Origin of the sequence: Rhizobacter sp., from assembly GCA_019635355.1 — a bacterium.
GTDB lineage: Bacteria > Pseudomonadota > Gammaproteobacteria > Burkholderiales > Burkholderiaceae_C > Rhizobacter.
Genome location: JAHBZQ010000001.1, coordinates 1,827,606 through 1,848,826 on the forward strand (window position 1 = coordinate 1,827,606; position 21,221 = coordinate 1,848,826).

The window sequence follows — 21,221 nt, forward strand, 5'->3', positions numbered from 1 at the left end:
TGATCAGAACTGATTTACATATACGTCATAACTGATGGATCGTGACCTCGCTCACGGGAAAGCCGAGATTGGCGATTGATCCTCCTGATCGATGGAATAGATCATCACAACTGACGTATGCTGCGGGCTCGCAAGCGCTCCTTCCGTGAAGCCTTTGGCCCCTTCCGCCCACTCCCCTCGCAGCACCCTGGCCTGGATCGGCCAAGCCACCCGCGTGCCCCGCGCGCTGGCGGATGCGGTCACGCGCTTCGAAGACAGCGACGACTTCCTGCTGTCGCCGGGCGCCTATGACTTCGATTTCTATGTGGTCGCGCTGGCACAGCGCGGCGTGCGCGGCATCGACCTGATCCGGCTCATGCGCCGGCGCACCGCGGCCGGCATCGTGGCCCTGGCCGACGACGTGCGGGGCGAGCTGGTGCAAGCGCTCGACTCAGGTGCCGACATGGTGTTGCCAGCCGACGCCCCTGCCGACCACCTGGTGGCGGGCGTGGCGGCGGTGCGTCGCCGGCTGCAGCAGGCGGTGCCCACCTCGGCGAGTGCGTCACGCCCGTGGACCTTGCTGGAAGAGCGCGGTGCGTTGCTCGCGCCGGATGGCACGCAGATTCCGCTGAGCGAGAGCGACCTGGCGATCGTGGGCTGCTTCGCCGACGCCGGGGGTGGCAAGGTGGAGCGACGGGTGCTGGTCGAGCGCCTGTGGGGCCGCGAGGCTGCTCACGTCGGAACGGAAAACGCCCTGCATGCCACGCTGTACCGCCTGCGAAAGCGGATCGAACAGGCGGGCCAGGCGTTCGTGCCCGTGCACGCCGTGGCGCGAGTGGGCTACGAGTTTCGTGCGCCGCTCGTGCGGGGCTAGCGGCGTTCGGCCTCGAACATCCGTGCCAACAGGCGCTGCGCCCGCTCGGGCGGTACCTCAGGCGATGCGAGCAGTTGCTCGATGAGATCGTCGGCACCTGGCGCTTCGGCGAATGCCATGCTCCAGGCTGCGAAGCGGCGCTGCGGCAGATCACCTTCGACGAGACGCTTCAACGCTTCGTGGCGCGGGTCGGCGCCGATCACGTCCATCGTCTCGGCCACCGCTTCTGGCGTGCCCTCGAGCACCTGCGCGAAGTGGCCGCCGGTGAAGAGCAACGAACCCGTGACGCCACGCCGGCTGTTTTGCTCGCGCGCGCAGCGAAGAATCCTGTCGACGTCGGTCGGCGTGGCGAGCGAGCGGCTGACGTAGAAGACTTGCGAGAGGCTGGGCGAATCGGAGGTGGGCATGGGTCGGGCTCAGCCGGGGCGCTGCGCAGAGCCGCAAGCGTAGCGGGTCATGCGCGGCACCGACAGGTCGAACTGCCCTGCCAAACCGGGCCATTTCCACGGCCGAAAGCTCGGCGCACCTTGAACGCGCAGCCCTGAGACACTCCCGGGATGTCATCGCAGCACCCCATCACTCCCCGCATCGCCTTCTACCTCACCCTGCCGCCGCTGCTGTGGGCCGGCAACGCCGTCGTCGGCCGAGCGCTCGTGGGCACCGTGCCGCCGATGGCGCTGAGCGCGATCCGCTGGGCGATTGCCCTCGTGCTGCTGCTGCCGTTTGCCACCCGGCTGTGGCGGCGGCCGCGGGACATCCGCGAACGCTGGCCCTACCTCGCGCTCATCGGCATCCTCGGCGTGGGCACCTACAACTCGCTGCAGTACCTGGCGCTGCAAACGTCTACGCCGATCAACGTCACGCTCATCCTCTCGAGCATGCCGCTGTGGATGCTGCTCTTCGGCATCCTCTTCTACCGCGAACACCCCACGCGCCAGCAGATCGCAGGCGCGCTGCTCTCTCTCGCTGGCGTGGCGCTCGTGATCTCACGTGGCGACCTCAAGGTGCTGCTCGACCTGCACCTGCTGCCCGGCGACTTGCTGATGCTCGTGGCCGTCGCGCTCTGGGCCTGGTACAGCTGGCTGCTCGCACGCCCGCCTGCCCACATGCGCGGCGAGGCGCGGCCCGACTGGGGCTGGGCCGAGCTGCTGGTGGTGCAGATGATCTTCGGCACGATGTGGGCCGCGGGCGCCGCGGGCGTCGAAGCCGTGGTGAGCCCGGCGCAGATCCACTGGTCGCCGATGGTGGTGCTCGCGCTGGCCTATGTGGCGATCGGGCCTTCGCTACTCGCCTATCGCTTCTGGGGCGAAGGCGTCTCGACCGTGGGGCCGGCTGTTGCGGCGTTCTTCAGCAACCTCACGCCGGTGTTTGCGGCGGTGATGTCGGCGTTGTGGCTGGGAGAGCCGCCGCGGTGGTATCACGTGGCGGCGTTCGTGTTGATCGGGGCGGGGATCGTGGTGAATTCGCGGCGCTGAGACACACCTCTTCCGAAGTGCAGTGCGCCTCGCGCATCGGCCGCTAGAACGTCCCGGGGTAAGCACCGCCGTCCATCAAGATGTTCTGCCCCGTGATGAAGCCTCCATGCACGCTGCAGAGGAACGCACACATCGCGCCGAACTCTTCCGGCGTACCGAAGCGTCCAGAAGGGTTCTGCTTGCGCCGCTGATCGGCGATCGCGTCGATGCTCACGCCACCGGCCTTTGCAGCGCCTGCCATCGTCACGCGCAAACGATCGGTGTCGAAGGGCCCCGGCAGCAGCCCATTGATCGTCACGCCCTTGGCCACCGTCTTGCGTGCCAGACCCGCCGTGAAGCCGGTGAGACCGGACCGCGCCCCGTTCGACAAACCGAGGATGTCGATCGGCGCCTTCACCGCCGCCGAGGTGATGTTGACGATGCGACCGAAACCGCGCGACATCATCGGGTCGACCACCGCCTTCATCAGCTCGATGGGCGTGAGCATGTTGGCATCGAGGGCCTTGATCCAGGCGTCGCGGTCCCACTCGCGGAAATCGCCGGGCGGCGGGCCACCGGCGTTGTTGACGAGGATGTCGACCTGCGGGCAGGCGGCCAATGCGGCGGCGCGGCCTTCGGGCGTGGTGATGTCGCCCGCGACCGTGCGCACCTCGCCGCCCTTGAGCGCACGCAACTCGGTGGCCGTCGCCTCCAGCGCCTCGGCGCCACGCGCGGTGATGACCACGTTCACGCCCTCCTTCACCAGCGCCTGCGCACAGCCTTTGCCCAGCCCCTTGCTGGCCGCACACACCAGCGCCCACTTGCCTTCGATTCCAAGATCCATCACTCATCTCCTCAAACGGAACAACACGATCGCCGGCGAAGCCAGGCGCAGATCAAGCCACGCCCAAGGGTCCGGCTTTGCCGACCCGATGGGTGGCGCCCCTCGGGGGCAGGAGCGAAGCGACTGGGGGGCCGATTCATCTCCATTTGGCGAGCAACCAGATGCCCGCGAGAACCAAAACCGTGCCGGCCGCGATCCACATCGTGAAGGGCTCGCCGAGGATGACGACGCCCATCAGGATGGTCGACAGCGGCCCGAACATGCCCACCTGCGTGGCCATCGAGGCGCCGATGCGCTCAATGGCCAGCATCACCAGCAACACCGGGCAGAAGGTGCAGGCCACCGCGTTGAGCACGCTGAGCCAGATCACCTCGGGCGCCACCGCCATCGCACTCACCGGCCGAAGGATGAAGAACTGCGCGATGCACAGCACGCAGGCGATCGAAGTCGCCAGGCCGGTGAGGCGCAGTGCCCCGAGACGCTTGACCTCCTCGCCGCTGTAGACGAGGTAGAGCGCATAACTCACCATGCTGCCGAACACGAGCGCAGCACCCAGCGCCACGTTGCTGCCCAGGAGCGTGACCTCGTGGCCGAACACGAGCAGCACGCCGCAGTAGCTCACCGCGAGCGAGACGAGCTGCCGCCGCGTGACCTTCTGCTTGAAGAGCAGCACGCCGAGAAAGAGCACCAGCGTCGGGTTGAGGTACAGGATGAGCCGCTCGAGGCTCGCGGTGATGTACTGCAGGCCCGCGAAGTCGAGAAAGCTCGCGAGGTAGTAGCCGCTGAAGCCGAGGCCGGTGACGGCCAGCCAGTCGCGCCGCGTGAGCGGGGCCTTGCCGCGCCCCGACCACCACGACAGCAGCAGGAACATCGGCAGCGCGAACAGCATGCGGTACATGATGAGCGTGACCGCATCCACCCCGTAGCGGTACGCCAGCTTCACGATGATGGCCTTGCCCGAGAACGCGATGGCGCCGAGCGCGGCGAACACGAAGCCCGGCCACAGGGCCTTCTGCGGCATGCCGGCCGCAAGCGAACCGGAGGACATGCTCAGTACACCACCGCCTGCCCATCGCGCCGCGGGTCGCTCGCGGCCACATAGCCTTCGACGGCGGGGTCGCCCAGGCGCCAGATGAACTGGCCGGCACCGAAGTCCTGGTAGGAGTCGTTGATGACCTCCATCTGGTGCCCGCGCTCGGCGAGGCCTTGCACCGTGGCCGGGTTCATCGCGCTCTCGACGTTGATCTCCAGGCCCGCGTTGAAGCGCCAGCGCGGCGCGTCACACGCGGCCTGGGGGTGCTGGCGGTAGTCGAGCATGCGCACGAGCGTCTGCATGTGGCCTTGCGGCTGCATGTTGGCGCCCATCACGCCGAAGCTCATCACCGGCTGGCCGTCTTTGGTGAGGAAGGCGGGGATGATGGTGTGGAAGGGCCGCTTGCCCGGCGACACCACGTTGGGGCTCTTCGCATCGAGGCTGAAGGCATGGCCGCGGTTCTGCATCGACAGGCCGTACTCCGGCACCACCACGCCCGAGCCGAAACCCTGGAAGTTGCTCTGGATGAAGCTGACCATCATGCCGCGCTCGTCGGCGGCGGTGAGGTAGATGGTGCCGCCTTTCACCGGATTGCCGGCGCCGAAATCCTGTGCGCGCTTCATGTCGATGAGCTTGGCGCGCGAAGCGAGGTACGCATCGTCGAGCAGCTGCTCGGCCGTGACCTCCATGCTGGCCGGTTCGGCCACGTAGCGGTAGACGTCGGCGAAGGCGAGCTTCATCGCTTCGATCTGCAGGTGCTGCGAGTCCACCCCGTCGACCTTCATCGAGCTGAGGTCGAAGTGCGAGAGGATGCCGAGCGCGATGAGCGCCGCGATGCCCTGCCCGTTGGGCGGGATCTCGTGCAGCGTGTGGCTGCCATAGGTCTTGCCGATGGGCGTGACCCACTCGGGCTTGTAGCCGGCGAAGTCTTCCACGGTGATCGAGCCGCCGTGCTCGCGCGCATGGCGCGCCGCGGCTTCGGCGATCTCGCCGCCGTAATACGCCGCGCCCTTGCTCTGCGCGATGAGGCGCAGCGACTTCGCCGCACCGGGGAAGCGGAACAACTCGCCCACCTCGGGCGCACGGCCGCGCGGCATGAAGCTCTGCGCGAAGCCCGGCAGCTCGGCCAGCAGCGGCGTGGCCGCGGCCCACTTCTGCTGCACCACGACCGGCACCGCATAACCGCGCTCGGCGAGCTCGATGGCAGGCTCGAGCAGTTCGCCGAAGGGCAGCTTGCCGAAGCGCTCGCTCAAGGCCACCCACGAAGCCACCGCCCCGGGCACGGTGACGCTGTCCCAGCCGCGCTGGGGCGGGCTCTTCGCGTCGTCGCCGTACTTGGCCTTGAAGTAGTCGCGCGTCCAGGCCTGCGGGGCGCGGCCCGAGGCGTTGAGGCCGTGCAGCTGCTGCCCGTCCCAGAGGATGCAGAACGAATCGGAGCCGAGCCCGTTGCTCACCGGCTCGACGATGGTCATGGCCGCCGCCGCCGCGATGGCGGCGTCGACCGCGTTGCCGCCGTTCATCAGCATGCGCAGGCCGGCTTGCGCCGCGGCCGGGTGCGAGGTCGAGACGACGTTGCGCCCGAAGACGGGCAGGCGCTGGGTGGGGTAGCCGGTGGTCCAGTCAAAGGTGGGGTGGGTCATGGTGGGGCCTCGGTCGCGTGCTGTCGTCAACGCACGGTCGGGTTGACGGCGGCGTTTGACATCCGGGATGTTGACTGCTCAACTGCACCAGCATACCGGCAGCACGATGCCACTGCGAGCCTGATGCGGGAGACGGACAGGCGATGAACAACAACACCGACCTTGGGCGCCTCAAGGCGCGCTGCCTCGTCGCGACGGGAGCGGCGGCCCTGGGCTTGCTGGTGCTCATGTACGCACCACCCTTCGACGTGTGGACCAACCCCCACACCAGCATGCTGACGGTGCACCTGCTGCTGGAGCTGTTCGCCGTCATCATCGCCACGCTCATCGTGGTGATTTCCTGGCATGCCTTCGGTTCGCCCCGCGAGGTGGCGCAGGCCAAGCTGATGCTCGCCGGCTTCCTCGTGGTGGGCGTGTGCGACTTGGTGCATGCCCTCACCTACGAAGGCATGCCGCTCTTCCTGGCGCGCAGCAGCACGCCGCGCGCCATCTTCTTCTGGCTGATGGGTCGCACGGCCGAGGTGACGACCTTCGCGCTGATCGCCCTCGGCGTGGGCCTGGCCGTGCCGCGCACGGTGGCGCTGGCGGTCGGCGCGGGCGTGGCGGCGGTGATCGTGGCCATCGGCAGCTACCGGCTCGAGCTGTTTCCGTCGACCTTCGTGCAGGGCCAGGGGGTGACCTCGTTCAAGGCCGGCTACGAATACATGCTCATGGCGGGCAACCTCGCGGTGGGCCTGGCGATGTGGCACCGAGGAGCGCGCACCGGCCAAGGGCGCTACTACCTTTTCGCCCTGTCGTGCTTTCTCATGGGCATGGGCGAGCTGGCGTTCACGCGCTACCGCACGCCCAGCGACTTCCAGAACGTCTTCGGCCATGTCTACAAGGTGGCGAGCTACGCCCTGCTGTACATGGCCACCTTCCACGCCAGCATCCGCACGCCGTATGACGGGCTGAAGACCTCGGAGCAGCGTGCCCGCGAGAGCGAGCTGCGGCTGCGCTCGCTCAGCAACAACCTGCCCAACTGCGTGGTCTACCAGGTGGTGCGCGAGCCCGATGGCCGCATGTGCTTCACCCACGTGAGCGAGTCGGTCGAGCAGCAGAACGGGCTGCACGCCGCAGACGTGCTGCGCGACAGCAGCCTGCTCTACAACCAGCTCCACCCCGACGACAGGCGCGAGGTCAGCGCCGCCGAGGCCCGCTCGGCGCGCGAGCTGCGGGTCTTCGACCTCACCGTGCGGCTGCGCCGCGCCGACGGCCAATGGCGCTGGGTGCACCTCTACTCCGCCCCGCGCCGGCTCGACGACGGCCGCGTGCTCTGGGACGGCGTCGCCTTCGACGTGACCGAGCAGCGCGAGGCCGCCGATGCACGCCGCGCGCTGGAGCTGCGCCTGCGCGAGACACAGAAGATGGAAGCCATCGGCACCCTGGCCGGCGGCATTGCGCACGACTTCAACAACGTGCTGGGTTCGCTGCTGGGCAACCTGTCGATGGCTCGCAAAGACCTGCAGCACGGCGAGACCGCCCGCGCTGACGCGGCGCTGGTCCACGCCGAAAAAGCCGGCCGGCGTGCACGCGAGCTGGTGCGGCAGATCCTCACCTTCAGCCGGCGGCAGCCACAGGAGCTGCAACGCCAGCCGCTGCAACCGCTGGTGGAAGAGTGCGTGAGCCTGCTGCGCTCCACCCTGCCCGCGGGCGTGACACTCGAACTGCGGCTCGCGCCCGTCGCGCGGCACGTGCTGGCCGACGGCACGCAGGTCGAGCAAGTGGTGATGAACCTGTGCACCAACGCCTGGCAGGCGATGGGCGCGCGCCACGGCACCATCACCGTGACGCTCGACGAACTGCAGCTCGACGCGCAGGCCGCCGCAAGCCGGTGCGGCTTGCCGGCCGGCGACTACCTGCACCTGGCCGTCGCCGACGACGGCGTGGGCATCGAGCCGGCCGCACTCGAGCACATCTTCGAACCCTTCTACACCACCAAGCCGGCAGGCGAAGGCACGGGGCTCGGCCTGTCGGTCGTGCACGGCATCGTGCGGGCGCACCACGGCGCCATCACGGTCGACAGCCGCCCGGGCGCGGGCAGCACCTTCCACGTCTACTTTCCCGCCCTGCCACCGGCAGAGGTCGGCAACGACGAGCAGGTGCAAGCCGCCGCGGGGGCGCCCACCGGGGCCGGCCAGCACGTGCTGTACGTCGACGACGACGAACTCATGGAGCTGATGGTGGTGCGCCTGCTCGAGCGCGACGGCTACCGCGTGAGCTCGTACCGCAGCCCGACGGCGGCCCTGGCAGCGCTGCGGGCCCATCCGCAGGCCTACGACGTGCTGGTGACCGACTACAACATGCCCGAGCTGTCGGGCCTCGACCTGGCGGCACAGGCTCAGCGCATCCACCCCGACCTGCCGGTGATCTTGAGCTCGGGTTACGTCAGCGACGACCTGCAGATCGAAGCCGAGCTGCGCGGGGTGGTCGCCATCGTGCAGAAGCAAAACACGCTGGAAGAGCTGAGCGGCCAGCTTCGGGCCGTGCTCGAGAAGTGCGGCTCTGCCGCGGCGTGATACCTGGCAGACCGCACCGCGGCCGGGTACGCCGCGGGCCGCACCCGGTCAGTCTTCGACGAAGGCCTCTTCGCGCTTCTTCTTGATCGACGGCAGCATCACGATCACCACCAGCAGCACCGCGGCGATCAGCAAGCCGGCCGACAGCGGGCGCACGACGAAGGTGCTCCAGTCGCCGCGCGAGAGCAGCAGCGCTCGCCGCAGGTTCTCTTCCATCATCGGCCCGAGGATGAAGCCCAGCAGCAACGGTGCGCCCTCGCAGCTCAGCTTGTAGAAGAGGTAGCCGATCACCGCGAAGATCGCCGTCATGTAGACGTCGAAGTTGTTGTTGTTGAGGGTGTAGACCCCGATGCAGCAGAAGAGCGTGATCGCGGGGAACAGGAAGCGGTAAGGCACCGTCAGCAGCTTGATCCAGATGCCGATCAGCGGCAGGTTGAGCACCACCAGCATCAGGTTGCCGATCCACATGGAAGCGATCAGGCCCCAGAAGAGCTGCGGGTTGCTGGTCATCACCTGCGGGCCGGGCTGGATGCCCTTGATCGTCATCGCGCCCACCATCAGCGCCATCACCGCATTGGGCGGGATGCCCAGCGTGAGCATCGGGATGAAGGAAGTCTGTGCGCCGGCGTTGTTGGCCGACTCGGGGCCGGCCACACCGCGGATGTCGCCCTTGCCGAAGCGGCCGGTGTCGCCGGCGATCTTCTTCTCGAGCGTATAGGCGGCAAACGACGAGAGCAGCGCACCACCGCCCGGCAGCACACCCAGCACCGAGCCGAGCGCCGTGCCGCGCAGCACCGAAGGCCAGGCCTGCTTGAAGTCTTCACGCGTGGGCCACAGGCCCTTCACTTCCTTGGTGAACACCTCGCGGTGCTCGGCCGGCTGGCCGAGGTTGGCGATGATTTCGCCGAAGCCGAAAAGACCCATTGCGATCACGACGAAGCCGATGCCGTCGGTCAGCTCGGGGATGTCGAAGCTGTAGCGCGCGGTGCCCGAGATCACGTCGGTGTTGATCTGCGCCATCGTGAGGCCGAGGATGATCATCGAGATGGCCTTGAGCAGCGAGCCCGAGGCCAGCACCACCGCGCCGATGAGGCCCAGCACCATCAGCGAGAAGTATTCCTGCGGGCCGAACTTGAAGGCCAGCTCGGTGAGCGGGGGCGCAAAGGCCGCGATGATCACCGTGCCCACGCAACCGGCGAAGAACGAGCCCAGGCCCGCCGCCGCCAACGCAGAGCCGGCACGGCCCTGGCGGGCCATCTGGTAGCCGTCGATCGCGGTCACGACCGACGACGATTCGCCCGGCACATTGATCAGGATGGCGGTGGTCGAGCCACCGTACTGAGCGCCGTAGTAGATGCCGGCCAGCATGATGAGCGCGGGCGTGGCGTCGAGCGCGTAGATCGACGGCAGCAGCATCGCGATGGTCGCCACCGGGCCGAGGCCCGGCAGCACGCCGATCAGCGTGCCCAGGATGCAACCGAAGAAGGCATAGGCCAGGTTCTGCAGCGTGAAGGCCACGCCGAAACCCAGCATCAGGTTGTTGATCAGTTCCATGGTCGTCTCGATTTGTAGTAGTGCGTCTGACGGAGTCTCAAGACCCGAGGAACGAAGGCCACATCGGAATCGTGAGCTTCAGACCCCACACGAAGATCACCCACGAGAAGAAGGTCAACACGGCCGCGGCGATGAGCACGCCGCGCCACTTGAATTCGTCGCCCGCGAAGCTCACCGCGATGATGAGGATGGGGATTGTGATGATCATGCCCAGTCGCGGCAGCAGCACGCCGAAGAGCACGATCGAGCCGACGGTGATGAGCAGTGGGCGCCACGCGATCTTGCCGATGGGGTCGCCGCCTTCGGTCTCGATGGTGAGGCTCTTGAAGAGCACGATCGCGCCGAGGATGGCGAGGATGATGCTCAGCAGCAGCGGGAAGTAACCCGGCCCCGGACGGGCCGACGTGCCCATGCTGTAGTTGGTGGCCCCGACGGCAAACACGATGCCGACCACGAGGAACATGAGACCGGACCAGAAGTCCCGTTCGCTTTTGATTTTCAAGGGCTTGCTCCTCGACAGATGAGTCGCGGAATTCTAGGCAGCAAGACCTTGCGGGCCGTGTGTGGTTTACACGTACCGGAGAGGCGTCTCGCAGGATGGAACGCCCCGCCTCACGCCACCCCGCTCACGCCTCCCACGCAGGCGTGGAGCGGAGCACTTCTTCGAGCGTGGTGACGCCTTCGGCCACCTTCATCGCACCGGCCAGGCGCAGGGGCCGCAGGCCTTCGGTCAAAGACTGCTTGCGCAGCTTGGAGATGTCGGGGGTCGGGTGGATAAAGGCGCCGGCCGCTTCGCTCACGCTCAGCAGCTCGTAGAGGCCAGCCCGGCCGCGGAAGCCCGTCATGCGGCACTCGAGGCAGCCCACCGGCTTGTAGGCCGACACACGCCCGTTGATGCGCCAGGGCTTGATGACTTCGTCGATGGCCTCGGGGGTTGTGTGAGGGTCGGGCTGTTTGCAGCTCGCGCACAAGGTGCGCACCAGCCGCTGCGCCAGCACCCCGATCACCGTGGCGCCGATCAGGTAGGGCGGCACGCCCAGGTCGGTGAGGCGCGTGATGGCCGAGGCCGAGTCGTTGGTGTGCAGCGTGCTGAAGACGAGGTGGCCGGTGAGCGCCGCCTGGATCGCCATCTCGGCGGTCTCGAGGTCGCGGATTTCGCCGACCATGATGATGTCCGGGTCCTGCCGCATGAGCGCTCGCAGGCCTTCGGAGAAGTTGAGGTCGATCGCCGGCTGCACCTGCGTCTGGTTGAGCGCGGGCTGGATCATTTCGATCGGGTCTTCGACGGTGCAGACGTTGACCTCGTCGGTGGCGAGGCGGCGCAGCGTGGAGTAGAGCGTGGTCGTCTTGCCCGAGCCGGTGGGGCCGGTCACGAGGATGATGCCGTGCGGGCGAGAGACGAGCTGCTCCCAGCGCTGCGCATCGTGCGTGCCGAAGCCGAGCGCATCGAGGTTCTTCACCGTGGTGTCGGGGTCGAAGATCCGCATCACGAGCTTCTCGCCGAAGGCGGTGGGAATGGTCGACAGACGCATTTCCACTTCGTCGCCCTGCGGGTTGCGCGTCTTGATGCGGCCGTCGAGCGGGCGGCGCTTTTCCACCACGTCCATGCGGCCGAGCAGCTTGATGCGCGCGACCATCGCGTTCATCACGCCCGGCGGCAGCTGGTAGACGGTGTGCATCACCCCGTCGATGCGGAAGCGGATCACGGAGAGCTCGCGGCGCGGCTCGAGGTGGATGTCGCTCGCGCGCTGGTCGAAGGCGTATTGCCACAGCCAGTCGACCACCTGCACCACGCCCTGGTCGTTGGCGTCGAGCTGCTTGTTGGTCTTGCCGAGCTCCACGAGCTGCTCGAAGCTCGCCGCGGCCGAGGTCTCGCCGGTCTTGATGGCCGCGCGCACCGAGCGCTGCAGCGTGTAGAACTCGGTCGTGAACTTGGCGATGTCGCTGGGGTTGGCCACCACCAGCTTGAGCGACTTCTTGGTGTGCGCTTCGATCTCGGGCACCCAGGCGAGGTCGAAAGGCTCGCTGGTCGCGACCGTCACTTCGTTCAAGCCAAACTGCAGCGGCAGCGCGCGGCGCCGCTCGGCGTAGGTGATCGACATCACGTCGGACACCCGGCCCACGTCGACCTTCAGCGGGTCGATGCGCACATAGGGCATGCCGATGTGGCCGGCCAGCCACTCGGTGAGCAGGTCGAGGTCGAGCGGCTTGCCGCTCTTGGCGTGCAGCAGCTGCGCATTGGCCAGGCGCACCAGCGGGTGCTGCACGCTGTCGCCCGCGGCGAAGCGCTGCGCCGTCTGCTCGTGCATCGCCGAGCTGATGACACCGTCTTCGTGCAGCCAGCGCAGCAGGCGCCGCCAGTCGAGCCGGCCCGCCGGGTGCGACACGGGTTTCACGGGCTTGGTGGGCTTGGCGGTCTGGGTGGGAGCAGTGCTCATGTCGGGTCGTCTGTCGAAGGCAGTGCGCGCATCATGCGCAGCCACTTGCGGGCCGGCAATGCGGTCCGAGTTTCAATGGTTTCCGCTCGTGCGGCAAGCACGTCGCGCTCGGGCAGGGCCATGCCCTTGAGGCCCACCACGACGGTGTTGCCCTCTTTCGTGGGCCGCAGGCTGAGCACCTGGTCGGCGCCGAAGGCCTGCGCGATGCGCGCGGCGCTGCGCTCGAAGCTCGCATCGCGCCCGAAGAGGTTGACCGTCATCACGCCTTCGTCGGCCAGCAGGCGGTGGCAGGCGTCGTAGAACGCCTGGTCGTCGAGCACGGGGCTCGCGGCATCGTGGTCGTAGAGGTCGACGTTGAGCACGTCGGCGGTGCCGATGTGCGCCGGGTCGGCCACGTAGTCGGCCGCGTCCTGGTTGAGCACGGTGAGCTTCTTGTCGTCGGCCGGCAGGTTGAACCACATGCGGCAGGCCGTGATCACGGTCGGGTTGAGTTCGACCGCAGTCGTCTTCATGCGCAGGTTGCGGTGGCAGAAACGCGTGATCGCAGCCGACCCCAAGCCGAGCTGCACCGCATGCGCCTTGTTCACGTAGGCCGGGTTGCGAAACAGCAGCCAGACCATCATGCGCTGGACGTATTCGAGCTCCAGCGCATGGGGCTTGCGCACGCGCATCGCGCCCTGCACCCAGGGCGTGCCGAGGTGCAGGTAGCGCACGCCTTCGAATTCGGAGATCGTGGCCGGGGCCATGTCGGGTTGCGCTTTGGTGTTCTTCTTCATGTTCATGCGATGCCATCGGCTTCGAACGCCTCGCGCCATGCGGCCAGCTTGCGCTCGAAGCTCCACGAGGCGTTGGCGGGGCTGGTGGAAGGCAGGCGCCACACGCGCACGCCGAGCGCGGCGGTGAAGCGCATCGCGCGGGCCGACTCACCGCCGTTGTGGGCGACGGCCTGAAGCGCTGGCGCGCGCGCCTTCAACGCTGCGAGGTCGTTGAACTCGGCGTCGCGGATCGCGCTGTCGAGGCTGCCCTCGCGGCGGCAGTGGGCGTAGACGTCCCAGAGGCCGAGGCCGCGCTGCAGCGCTTCCTGCAGGCGCTTCGGGTAGGCCAGCGCCCGCAGGTCGAGCCCCCACAGGGCGGAGAGCAAGGGCCAGAAGTGGTTGCGGGGGTGGGCGTAGTACTGGCCGGCCGTCAAAGAGGCGACGCTCGGGAAGCTGCCCAGCACGAGCAGTCGCGTGCGTTGGTCGATGACGGGGGGCAGGCCGCGCAGCAGGTCGGCGTCGGCAGTCGGGGCGAGGGGCATGGGCCCGTCAGTCTGCCAGAGCGGCCAGCCGGGGCAGCGCGGCGTGTGCGTTGCGCCAGGTGATGTCGGCCACCTGGGCGGGCGTCCAGCCTCGAAGGCCGGCCAGGGTCTGCGCGATGCGCGGCAGCTGCGCGGGCTCGTTGCGCGAGCTTTCGCCGGCCGCACGCTCGGCTGCGGTGCGGTAGAGCCAATGCGGGGGAATGTCGGGCGCATCGGTCTCGAGCACCAGGCTCTCGGCCGGCAAGGTCTCGGCGAGGCGGCGGATCTGCAGCGCGCGGTCGAAGGTCATCGCACCGCCGAAGCCGAGCTTGAAGCCGAGGTCGATGAAGACCTGCGCCTGCTGCGCGCTGCCGTTGAACGCGTGGGCGATGCCGCGCACCGGAATGCGGCGCAGCTGCTTGAGCAGGGCGTCGGCCGAGCGGCGCACGTGCAGCAGCACCGGCAGGCCCGCGTCGTGGGCGAGCTTGAGTTGCTCGACGTAGAAATGCCGGGCTTTCACCTGGTCGAGCCCGGGCACGAAATGGTCGAGCCCGATCTCGCCGACGGCCACCAGGCGCGGGTCGTCGCGGTGCCGTTGCAGTGCGTCATGCAGCGCGGCGAGGTCGGATTCCGCGGCATCGTTCACGCACAAGGGGTGGATGCCGAGCGCATAGGCCAGGCCGTGCCGATGCGCCAACTGGCGCACCGTCTCGAAGTTCGACACCGCCACCGCCGGCAGCACCTGCAGCGCCACGCCGGCCGCACGGGCACGCGCGACGACGCCGTCGCGGTCGGCATCGAACTCGGGGGCGTCGAGGTGACAGTGCGTATCGATCCAGTGCATCTCGAGATGATGCCCTGAGCATGCACAGACGCCCGCGGCGTGATACGGTGTGCATGTCGCCGCTACGGTCTGCGTGAGGTGACGGTGTTTGGAATCCAGCAGTCTCCCGTGAACACCCGGAGGTGGCAGGCATGAGAAAGGCTCCGCTCTACAGCCGCTCGCCGCGACAACCGTCGCCGCCCGCGACCGCCGCTGCGGCGCCGTCGGCACCCGAAGCACGCGCCGCCGCCGCACCCGCGGCGCCCACCAAGCGATCGGCATGGCGCGAGCGCCTGGCCTGGGCCACGGTGGGCGTGTTGCTGGTGGTGCTGGGCGCCTTCGGCCAGCGGGCCTTCGCCCCCGGCAGCCCGGCCCTCACCCAGAAAGACATCGACGCCTCGGTGCGCCGGTCGCTCGAAAAAGAGCCCCTGCCCTCGGCCTATGCCAAGGCCCACGCCGCCATCGCCCCTTCGGTGGTACGGGTGGAAGGCGACGACGGCCCTGACGACGCGCCCGCAGCCACCACTGCGCCCGGCAAGAGCGCCAAGAAGAAGACCGAGAACGGCCCGCCCGTGCCCAACCACGCCATCGGTACCGGCGTGGTGATCATCGACAACGGCACCATCCTCACCAACCTGCACGTGGTGGCCGGCTCCCGGCGGCTGAAGGTGACCTTCGCCGACGGCAGCGAGTCCGACGCCTCGCTCATCGGCGTGCAGCCCGAGCACGACCTCGCCGTGCTGCGCGCCCGCAGCATCCCCGACGATCTGGTGGCGGCCACCATGCGCTCCACCGCCGACCTGCAACCGGGCGACGAGGTGATCGCGGTGGGCTTCCCCTTCGGCATCGGGCCCTCGGTGTCGGGTGGCGTGGTGTCGGGCCTGCGGCGCGAGTTCCGCTCGCCGCAGGGCCAGCGCAAGCTGACCAACCTGATCCAGTTCGACGCCGCCGCCAACCCCGGCAACTCGGGTGGCCCGCTGGTCACGATGGACGGCAGCGTGGTGGGCATCGTCACCGCCATCCTCAACCCGTCGGAGCAGCGCACCTTCATCGGCATCGGGTTTGCCGTGCCCATCGAAAACGCGGCCGCGGCTGCCGGGATGCCACCTTTCTGAGGAGTCTTCATGACCGAACACGCCAAGACCGCGACGCTGATGGAGCAGATCCTCTATGAGGTGAAGCGCGTCGTCGTGGGGCAAGACCGCTTCCTCGAACGCGTGATGGTGGCCATGCTCGCGCAAGGCCACCTGCTGGTGGAAGGCGTGCCCGGCCTGGCCAAGACGCTCACGGTCAAGACGCTCGCCACCGCGCTGCGCGGCAGCTTCAAGCGCATCCAGTTCACGCCCGACCTGGTGCCTGCCGACCTGGTGGGCACGCGCATCTACAACCAGAAGACGGGCGAGTTCGCCACCTCGCTCGGCCCGGTGTTCGCCAACCTGCTGCTGGCCGACGAGATCAACCGCGCGCCCGCCAAGGTGCAGAGCGCGCTGCTCGAAGTGATGCAGGAGCGCCAGGTCACCATCGCCGGCGAGACGCACAAGGTGCCCTCGCCCTTCCTCGTGATGGCCACGCAGAACCCGATCGAGACCGAAGGCACCTACCCGCTGCCCGAGGCGCAGGTCGACCGTTTCATGATGAAGGTGGTGGTCGACTACCCGACCGAGGAAGAAGAGTTCGTGATCGTCGAGCGGGTGACGGGCGACCCGGTCAGCATCAACCCGATTGCGAGCACCGGCCAGCTCGCCGAGTTGCAGCACGAGTGCCGCAAGGTCTACGTCGACCCCTCGCTCACGCAATACGCGGTGAAGATCGTGGGCGCCACGCGCACGCCGGCACGGCACGGCCTGCAAGACCTCGCCAAGTACATCAGCTTCGGCGCCAGCCCCCGCGCCACCATCGGCCTCATCGAAGGCGCCCGCGCGCTGGCCATGCTGCGCGGCCGCAGCTACGCGCTGCCCGAAGACGTGGCCGACCTCGTGGGCGACGTGCTGCGCCATCGCCTGGTGCTGAGCTACGAAGCGCTCGCCGACGGCATGAGCGCCGAACAGCTCATCCAGCGCATCACCGCCAAGCTGCCCAAACCCGACAAGCCCATGCATGGACGCCCCGCAGACAGCAACGCCTGACGCCATCCTGCGGCGCCTCGAGTGGACGGTGATCCGCCGTCTCGATGGCGTGCTGCAGGGCGACTACCGCACGCTCTTCCGCGGCGCGGGGCTCGACCTCGCCGACCTGCGCGAGTACCAGCACCACGACGACGTGCGCCACATCGACTGGAACGTGACCGCGCGGCTGCAGCAACCCTACGTGCGCGAGTTCACCGAAGACCGCGAGCTGACCGCGTGGTTCCTGCTCGACCTGTCGGGCAGCGTCGACTTCGGCTCGGCGCGCACGAAGCGCAGCGTGTCGGCCGAGTTCGTGGCCACGCTCGCGCGGCTCTTCACGCGGCACGGCAACCGCGTCGGCGCCATGCTGTACGGCCACACGCTCGACGAAGTGCTGCCGGCACGCGGCACCCGCACCCATGTGCTGCACCTGCTGCAACGCATGCAGCAGCACCGGGCCAAGCCAGCCAAGACCACCACGCAGCTGAGGGACTTGCTGCAACGCGCCGCCCCGCTGATGCCCCGACGCTCGACGGTGTTCGTCGTCTCCGACTTCCTAAGTGCCCCGGGCTGGGACCAGGCACTCGCGCAACTGAGCCTGCGCCACGAGGTGCTGGCGGTGCGCCTCTACGACCCGCTCGAGATGGCCCTGCCCGACCTCGGCATGGTCACGCTGCAAGACGCCGAAACGGGCGAGCAGTTCATGGTCGACACCCAGGACCCCGGCTTTCGCGCGCGCTACGAAAAAGGGGCCGAGCAGCAGGAAAGCGCCCTGCGCGAATCGCTGGCCCGCGCGGGCGTCGACACGCTGGAGCTGGCCACCGACGAAGACCTGCTGGCCACGCTCCTGCGCTTTGTCGAGCTGCGCAAGCAGCGCATGCGGCTCAACTCGGGGGCTGGCCTGCCGGCCCATCTGAAAGGCAACACCACCGGAGGGCGAGATGAGCTTCGTGTGGCCTGAATTCCTCTGGTCTCTGGCGGCACTGCCGCTGCTGGTGCTGCTCTACTGGTGGCTGCTCCACCGCCGCAAGAAGGTGACGCTCAAGTTCGCCAACCTCGCGCTCGTGAAGCAGGTGGCCGGCAAGGGCCCCGGCTGGCGACGCCACGTGCCGCCGGTGTTGATGCTGCTGGCGCTGGCCACGCTCTTCGTCGCCGCGAGCCGCCCGCGCGCGGTGGTGACGCTGCCGCTGCAGCAGGAGACCATCATCCTCGCGATGGACGTGTCGGGCAGCATGCGCGCCACCGACGTGCAACCCAACCGGCTCGTGGCCGCACAAGACGCCGCCAAGGCCTTCCTGAAAGACCTGCCCCGCAGCGTGCGGGTGGGCGTGGTGTCGTTCGCCGGCACCGCCGCCGTGGTGCAGCCGCCCACGCTCAACCGCGAAGACATCGAAGCCGCGATCGACCGCTTCCAGCTGCAGCGCGGCACCGCCATCGGCAGCGGCATCGTGCTCTCGCTCGCCACCATCTTCCCCGAGGCGGGCATCGATCTCTCGCAGATCACCGGCGCGCGCAACATGCCGGTCGGCCCCGGCGACAAGCCACCGAAGGAGTTCACGCCGGTGGCACCGGGCTCGTTCTCGTCGGCGGCCATCGTGCTCTTGACCGACGGCCAGCGCACCACCGGCCCCGACCCGATGGACGCCGCCAAGATGGCCGCCGACCGTGGCGTGAAGGTCTACTCGGTGGGCATCGGCACCAAGGAAGGCGAGACCATCGGCTTCGAAGGCTGGTCGATGCGCGTGCGGCTCGATGAGGAGACGCTCAAGGGCGTGTCCAACCTCACCCGCGCCGAATACTTCTATGCCGGTACCGCCGACGACCTGAAGAAGGTCTACCAGTCGCTCAGCTCGCGGCTGGTGGTCGAGAAGAAGGAGACCGAGATCACCGCGTTCTTCGCCGCCGCGGCGGCCCTGATGGTGCTCGTCTCGGCCGCGCTGTCGGTGTGGTGGTTCGGCCGGGTGGCTTGACGGTCACCGCAGCAGCGCTCGCACCTGCTCGGCGAAGCTCGCCACGTCGATGGGCTTGCTGATGTAGCCGTCGCAGCCGGCGGCGAGCAGGCGCTCGCGGTCGCCCTTCATCGCATAAGCGGTGAACGCCACGACCACGAGATCGGCCGTCGCCGGGTCGGCGCGCAGCTGGCCGAGGAGCGCGAGGCCGTCGACGTGCGGCATCTGGATGTCGAGCAGCACGAGGTCGGGCCGCGTGTGGGCGAGCGTCCGCAGGGCGGCCTCGGCGCCGTCCGCCGTGCACACCTGCAGGCCGGCACTGCGCAGCACCATCGAGGCCAGCTCCAGGTTGACCGGGTTGTCGTCGACGATCAGCACCAGCGGCGGGGTCATGGGGTCGCTCCAGCCACGGCACGGCGCGGCAGGCGCACGTGGAACACGCTACCCACGCCCAGCTCGCTGCGCAGGCCCACGCTGCCGCCCTGCAGCTCGGCCAGCCGGCGTGTGAGCGCCAAGCCCAGGCCGGTGCCGCCGTGGGTCTTGGCCAGGCCGCTGTGCACCTGCTGGAAGGGCATGAAGAGCCGAGCCTGGTCGGCCGCGGCGATGCCCACGCCGTTGTCTTCGACCTCGAGGCGCCACCACGCCGCGTCTTCGGCCACCGCCCGCAGCTGCACCCGCCCACCGGAGCCGGTGAACTTGATCGCATTGGAGAGGAAGTTGTAGAGCACCTGCTTGAGCCGCGCCGGGTCGAGCACCAGGTCGTGGAGCGACGGGTCGAGCTGCACCTCGACGGTGATGCGCTTGCGGTCGGCCTCGGCCTGCAGCATGCCCGTCACCTCGGCCACGAGGCCGGGCAGGCCGAGCGGCAGCGGGGTGAGTTCGAGCTTGCCGGCCTCGACCTTGGCGAGGTCGAGCACGTCGTTGATGAGTTCGAGCAGGTGGCGCCCGCCGTTGGCGATGTGGCCGAGGTACTCGTCGCGCTTGGGCGAATCGGCCGGCAGCAGCGGCGAGCGCAGGATGTCGGCAAAGCCGATCACCGCGTTGAGTGGCGTGCGCAACTCGTGCGACATGTTGGCGAGGAACTCGCTCTTGACGCGGCTCGCCTCCACCACCTGGCGGTTCTCGGCTTCGAGCTGCACGCGCTGCACGCGCAGGCCTTCGGCTTCAACGCGGTCGGTGATGTCGATCACCATGCCGAGCAGTCGCGCAGGCTCACCGTTTTCCACCACCAGCATGCCGCTCGTGGCGAGCCAGTGCACGCTGCCGTCGGGCCAGATGACGCGGAACTCCTGGCGCCAGCGGGGCGCGCGGGTGCGCAAGGTCTCGTCCATGTGCGCCATCACGCGGGCGTGGTCGTCGTGGTGCACCTGGCGCCAGAAGTCGTCGAGCGTCCAGCGCTCGAGCGGCTCGGCGTGGCCGAACGAGCGGTCGTGGCGGGCGGAGTGCTTGATCTCGCCGGTGCGCAGGTCCATGTCCCAGTCGCCGATCTCGCTGGCATCGAGCGCCAGGCGCAGCAGCGATTCGCTCTCGACACGCGCGGCCTCGGCCTGCAGGCGGGCGTCTTCGCGCTGCTGCAGCAAGGCCTGCGCCTGCGCCAGCGCATGCGCCACGTCGTTGGCCTCGGCCAACTCGCTGGCCGCGGGCATCGCGGGCTCGCCACGGCCGATCGCCAGCGCCGGGCCCACCAGCGCCTGCACCGGCTCGGCGATGCGGCGTGCCATGAAACTCGCGAGCCACCAGCCGAGCAGGAGCAACAGCAGGCCCGCGCCGAACACGAGCCCGAGCCGGCGCGCCAACTCCGCGTGCAGGACCTTCACCGGCATCCCGATCACCACCGACCAGCCATAGGTGCTCGACCGCGTGAAGCACGCGATGGTGTCGATGCCGTCGCTCGTGTGGCCCTGGAAGATGCCTTCGTTGTGCCGCCTGAGCTGCTCCTGTACGACCGGCGCCACCGGCTGGCCGATGTGCCGGGCCGCATCGCGGTTGCGGGCGACGATGTGGCCGGTGAGGTCGAGGATGCCCGCCGTCCAGCCCGGGTCGAAGCCCTGCCGCTCGATGATCTGCTGGAAGCGCGCCGGCTTGAAGACCATCTCCAGGCGGGCGATGGCACGGCCTTCGCGCACGACCGGCACCGCCACCGCGACCTGCGGCTGGCGCGACACCTCGCCGATGAAGAGATCCGACACGGCCGGCTGCAAGCTCGTCAACACCGTCGGGAAACGGTCGTGCCGGACCTTGGGCAAGGGGGTGCCGAACGGGTGCGCGACGCTGACGCGCCCCTGCAGCGTGGTGTCGAAGAGCACGATGTTGTCGCCACCGCTGTTGCGGAGCGCTTCGCTCGCGCGCTCGTGGAAGCGGCGATCGTCGCCCTCGTCGATGCGGGTCGAGGTGGCGAGCGTCTGCAGCACGGCGATGCTCGTGCCCAGCTCGCGGTCGGCCTGGTAGACCATCGCGCGGGCGGTCTGCAGCATGGCGTCGAGGCGGTTGTCACGCTCGCGCTGGTAGGCCGACCACACCATCACCAGCGCCAGCACCCACCCCGGCACGATGGCCGCGAACACGAGCCGGCGGGTCAGCGCACGAACCGGACGCGGGCGGAGGGGCGGCACGATGGGGGTCCACTGGGGCGGCGAAGAATCGCCGGGGCCAGTCTAGCGAGGGCGGGCCGGCTTGTCGCGCGCGCCCCCACCG

General features: G+C 68.7%; 19 protein-coding genes. 7 read left to right on the top strand and 12 right to left on the bottom strand.

The genetic code is table 11. The features are described 5' to 3' along the window. Positions 1 to 145 precede the first annotated feature (145 nt). On the top strand, positions 146 to 853 hold the full coding sequence (locus KF892_08095) for a response regulator transcription factor (GenBank protein MBX3624956.1): 708 nt from the start codon (positions 146 to 148) through the stop codon (positions 851 to 853). On the opposite strand, the gene KF892_08100 is transcribed toward KF892_08095, so the two are convergent. Beyond that, on the bottom strand, positions 850 to 1,260 hold the full coding sequence (locus tag KF892_08100; GenBank protein MBX3624957.1) for a BLUF domain-containing protein: 411 nt from the start codon (positions 1,258 to 1,260) through the stop codon (positions 850 to 852). The two genes, KF892_08095 and KF892_08100, sit on opposite strands and share 4 nt — an antisense overlap. A 150-nt stretch (positions 1,261 to 1,410) precedes the next feature. Between KF892_08100 and KF892_08105 the strand changes: the two genes are divergently transcribed. Continuing rightward, positions 1,411 to 2,328: a DMT family transporter gene (locus KF892_08105; protein MBX3624958.1), complete on the top strand. Its 918-nt coding sequence runs from the start codon at positions 1,411 to 1,413 to the stop codon at positions 2,326 to 2,328. 43 nt (positions 2,329 to 2,371) lie between these two features. Here the strand turns inward: KF892_08105 and KF892_08110 are convergent, their stop codons facing one another. From KF892_08110 to KF892_08120, 3 genes are all read right to left on the bottom strand, one after another. After that, positions 2,372 to 3,151 (bottom strand): SDR family oxidoreductase, encoded by a 780-nt coding sequence (locus KF892_08110; protein ID MBX3624959.1) that lies wholly within the window; start codon positions 3,149 to 3,151, stop codon positions 2,372 to 2,374. Positions 3,152 to 3,287: 136 nt separating this feature from the next. Continuing rightward, positions 3,288 to 4,199, bottom strand: coding sequence for a DMT family transporter (locus KF892_08115; protein ID MBX3624960.1), 912 nt, complete (start codon positions 4,197 to 4,199; stop codon positions 3,288 to 3,290). A gap of 2 nt (positions 4,200 to 4,201) precedes the next feature. Beyond that, positions 4,202 to 5,824, bottom strand: a complete 1,623-nt coding sequence (locus tag KF892_08120; protein MBX3624961.1) for a gamma-glutamyltransferase family protein — start codon at positions 5,822 to 5,824, stop codon at positions 4,202 to 4,204. Between the two features lie 143 nt (positions 5,825 to 5,967). On the opposite strand from KF892_08120, the gene KF892_08125 reads away from it, so the two are divergent. Beyond that, positions 5,968 to 8,382 carry a response regulator gene (locus tag KF892_08125; GenBank protein ID MBX3624962.1) on the top strand — a complete coding sequence of 805 codons (2,415 nt, stop codon included), beginning with the start codon at positions 5,968 to 5,970 and terminating at the stop codon, positions 8,380 to 8,382. Positions 8,383 to 8,430: 48 nt separating this feature from the next. Here KF892_08125 and KF892_08130 read toward each other — a convergent pair whose 3' ends face one another. The 6 genes from KF892_08130 to KF892_08155 all read right to left on the bottom strand — a co-directional run bounded on the left by KF892_08130 (position 8,431) and on the right by KF892_08155 (position 14,494). Continuing rightward, the gene (locus KF892_08130; protein MBX3624963.1) at positions 8,431 to 9,936 is read right to left on the bottom strand and encodes a tripartite tricarboxylate transporter permease; all 1,506 of its coding nucleotides are present in this window, start codon (positions 9,934 to 9,936) and stop codon (positions 8,431 to 8,433) included. A gap of 37 nt (positions 9,937 to 9,973) precedes the next feature. Beyond that, positions 9,974 to 10,438 carry a tripartite tricarboxylate transporter TctB family protein gene (locus tag KF892_08135; GenBank protein ID MBX3624964.1) on the bottom strand — a complete coding sequence of 155 codons (465 nt, stop codon included), beginning with the start codon at positions 10,436 to 10,438 and terminating at the stop codon, positions 9,974 to 9,976. A 124-nt stretch (positions 10,439 to 10,562) separates the two neighbouring features. Further along, positions 10,563 to 12,374 (bottom strand): type II/IV secretion system protein, encoded by a 1,812-nt coding sequence (locus KF892_08140; protein ID MBX3624965.1) that lies wholly within the window; start codon positions 12,372 to 12,374, stop codon positions 10,563 to 10,565. Continuing rightward, the gene (locus tag KF892_08145; GenBank protein ID MBX3624966.1) at positions 12,371 to 13,150 is read right to left on the bottom strand and encodes a spermidine synthase; all 780 of its coding nucleotides are present in this window, start codon (positions 13,148 to 13,150) and stop codon (positions 12,371 to 12,373) included. Before KF892_08145 ends, KF892_08140 begins: the two co-directional genes overlap by 4 nt. Positions 13,151 to 13,152: 2 nt before the next feature. Beyond that, the gene (locus KF892_08150) at positions 13,153 to 13,671 is read right to left on the bottom strand and encodes a DNA-deoxyinosine glycosylase (protein ID MBX3624967.1); all 519 of its coding nucleotides are present in this window, start codon (positions 13,669 to 13,671) and stop codon (positions 13,153 to 13,155) included. Positions 13,672 to 13,678: 7 nt separating this feature from the next. Further along, a complete protein-coding gene (locus KF892_08155) occupies positions 13,679 to 14,494 on the bottom strand; it encodes a TatD family hydrolase (GenBank protein ID MBX3624968.1) in 816 nt (271 codons plus the stop codon). A 131-nt stretch (positions 14,495 to 14,625) separates the two neighbouring features. Between KF892_08155 and KF892_08160 the strand changes: the two genes are divergently transcribed. From KF892_08160 to KF892_08175, 4 genes are read left to right on the top strand one after another with little or no spacing between them, the layout of a single operon-like run. Then, positions 14,626 to 15,588 carry a trypsin-like peptidase domain-containing protein gene (locus KF892_08160; GenBank protein ID MBX3624969.1) on the top strand — a complete coding sequence of 321 codons (963 nt, stop codon included), beginning with the start codon at positions 14,626 to 14,628 and terminating at the stop codon, positions 15,586 to 15,588. Positions 15,589 to 15,597: 9 nt separating this feature from the next. Further along, the gene (locus KF892_08165) at positions 15,598 to 16,599 is read left to right on the top strand and encodes a MoxR family ATPase (protein ID MBX3624970.1); all 1,002 of its coding nucleotides are present in this window, start codon (positions 15,598 to 15,600) and stop codon (positions 16,597 to 16,599) included. Then, entirely contained in the window at positions 16,571 to 17,539 is a 969-nt protein-coding gene (locus KF892_08170) for a DUF58 domain-containing protein (protein ID MBX3624971.1), read from the top strand. The genes KF892_08165 and KF892_08170 overlap by 29 nt, the downstream gene beginning before the upstream one ends. Then, the gene (locus KF892_08175) at positions 17,520 to 18,548 is read left to right on the top strand and encodes a VWA domain-containing protein (GenBank protein ID MBX3624972.1); all 1,029 of its coding nucleotides are present in this window, start codon (positions 17,520 to 17,522) and stop codon (positions 18,546 to 18,548) included. Before KF892_08170 ends, KF892_08175 begins: the two co-directional genes overlap by 20 nt. Before the next feature lie 3 nt (positions 18,549 to 18,551). Here the strand turns inward: KF892_08175 and KF892_08180 are convergent, their stop codons facing one another. Next, positions 18,552 to 18,920 (bottom strand): response regulator, encoded by a 369-nt coding sequence (locus KF892_08180; GenBank protein ID MBX3624973.1) that lies wholly within the window; start codon positions 18,918 to 18,920, stop codon positions 18,552 to 18,554. Then, positions 18,917 to 21,139 (bottom strand): PAS domain-containing protein, encoded by a 2,223-nt coding sequence (locus KF892_08185; GenBank protein MBX3624974.1) that lies wholly within the window; start codon positions 21,137 to 21,139, stop codon positions 18,917 to 18,919. The genes KF892_08180 and KF892_08185 overlap by 4 nt, the downstream gene beginning before the upstream one ends. Positions 21,140 to 21,221 lie beyond the last annotated feature (82 nt).

Bases quoted from the DNA above. Each gene is read 5' to 3' on its own strand.
- KF892_08150 (MBX3624967.1), bottom strand. From the start codon at position 13,671: ATGCCCCTCGCCCCGACTGCCGACGCCGACCTGCTGCGCGGCCTGCCC.
- KF892_08115 (MBX3624960.1), bottom strand. From the start codon at position 4,199: ATGTCCTCCGGTTCGCTTGCGGCCGGCATGCCGCAGAAGGCCCTGTGG.
- KF892_08160 (MBX3624969.1), top strand. From the start codon at position 14,626: ATGAGAAAGGCTCCGCTCTACAGCCGCTCGCCGCGACAACCGTCGCCG.
- KF892_08170 (MBX3624971.1), top strand. From the start codon at position 16,571: ATGGACGCCCCGCAGACAGCAACGCCTGACGCCATCCTGCGGCGCCTC.
- KF892_08105 (MBX3624958.1), top strand. From the start codon at position 1,411: ATGTCATCGCAGCACCCCATCACTCCCCGCATCGCCTTCTACCTCACC.
- KF892_08125 (MBX3624962.1), top strand. From the start codon at position 5,968: ATGAACAACAACACCGACCTTGGGCGCCTCAAGGCGCGCTGCCTCGTC.
- KF892_08175 (MBX3624972.1), top strand. From the start codon at position 17,520: ATGAGCTTCGTGTGGCCTGAATTCCTCTGGTCTCTGGCGGCACTGCCG.
- KF892_08155 (MBX3624968.1), bottom strand. From the start codon at position 14,494: ATGCACTGGATCGATACGCACTGTCACCTCGACGCCCCCGAGTTCGAT.
- KF892_08165 (MBX3624970.1), top strand. From the start codon at position 15,598: ATGACCGAACACGCCAAGACCGCGACGCTGATGGAGCAGATCCTCTAT.
- KF892_08110 (MBX3624959.1), bottom strand. From the start codon at position 3,151: ATGGATCTTGGAATCGAAGGCAAGTGGGCGCTGGTGTGTGCGGCCAGC.
- KF892_08130 (MBX3624963.1), bottom strand. From the start codon at position 9,936: ATGGAACTGATCAACAACCTGATGCTGGGTTTCGGCGTGGCCTTCACG.
- KF892_08140 (MBX3624965.1), bottom strand. From the start codon at position 12,374: ATGAGCACTGCTCCCACCCAGACCGCCAAGCCCACCAAGCCCGTGAAA.
- KF892_08145 (MBX3624966.1), bottom strand. From the start codon at position 13,150: ATGAAGAAGAACACCAAAGCGCAACCCGACATGGCCCCGGCCACGATC.
- KF892_08120 (MBX3624961.1), bottom strand. From the start codon at position 5,824: ATGACCCACCCCACCTTTGACTGGACCACCGGCTACCCCACCCAGCGC.
- KF892_08180 (MBX3624973.1), bottom strand. From the start codon at position 18,920: ATGACCCCGCCGCTGGTGCTGATCGTCGACGACAACCCGGTCAACCTG.
- KF892_08100 (MBX3624957.1), bottom strand. From the start codon at position 1,260: ATGCCCACCTCCGATTCGCCCAGCCTCTCGCAAGTCTTCTACGTCAGC.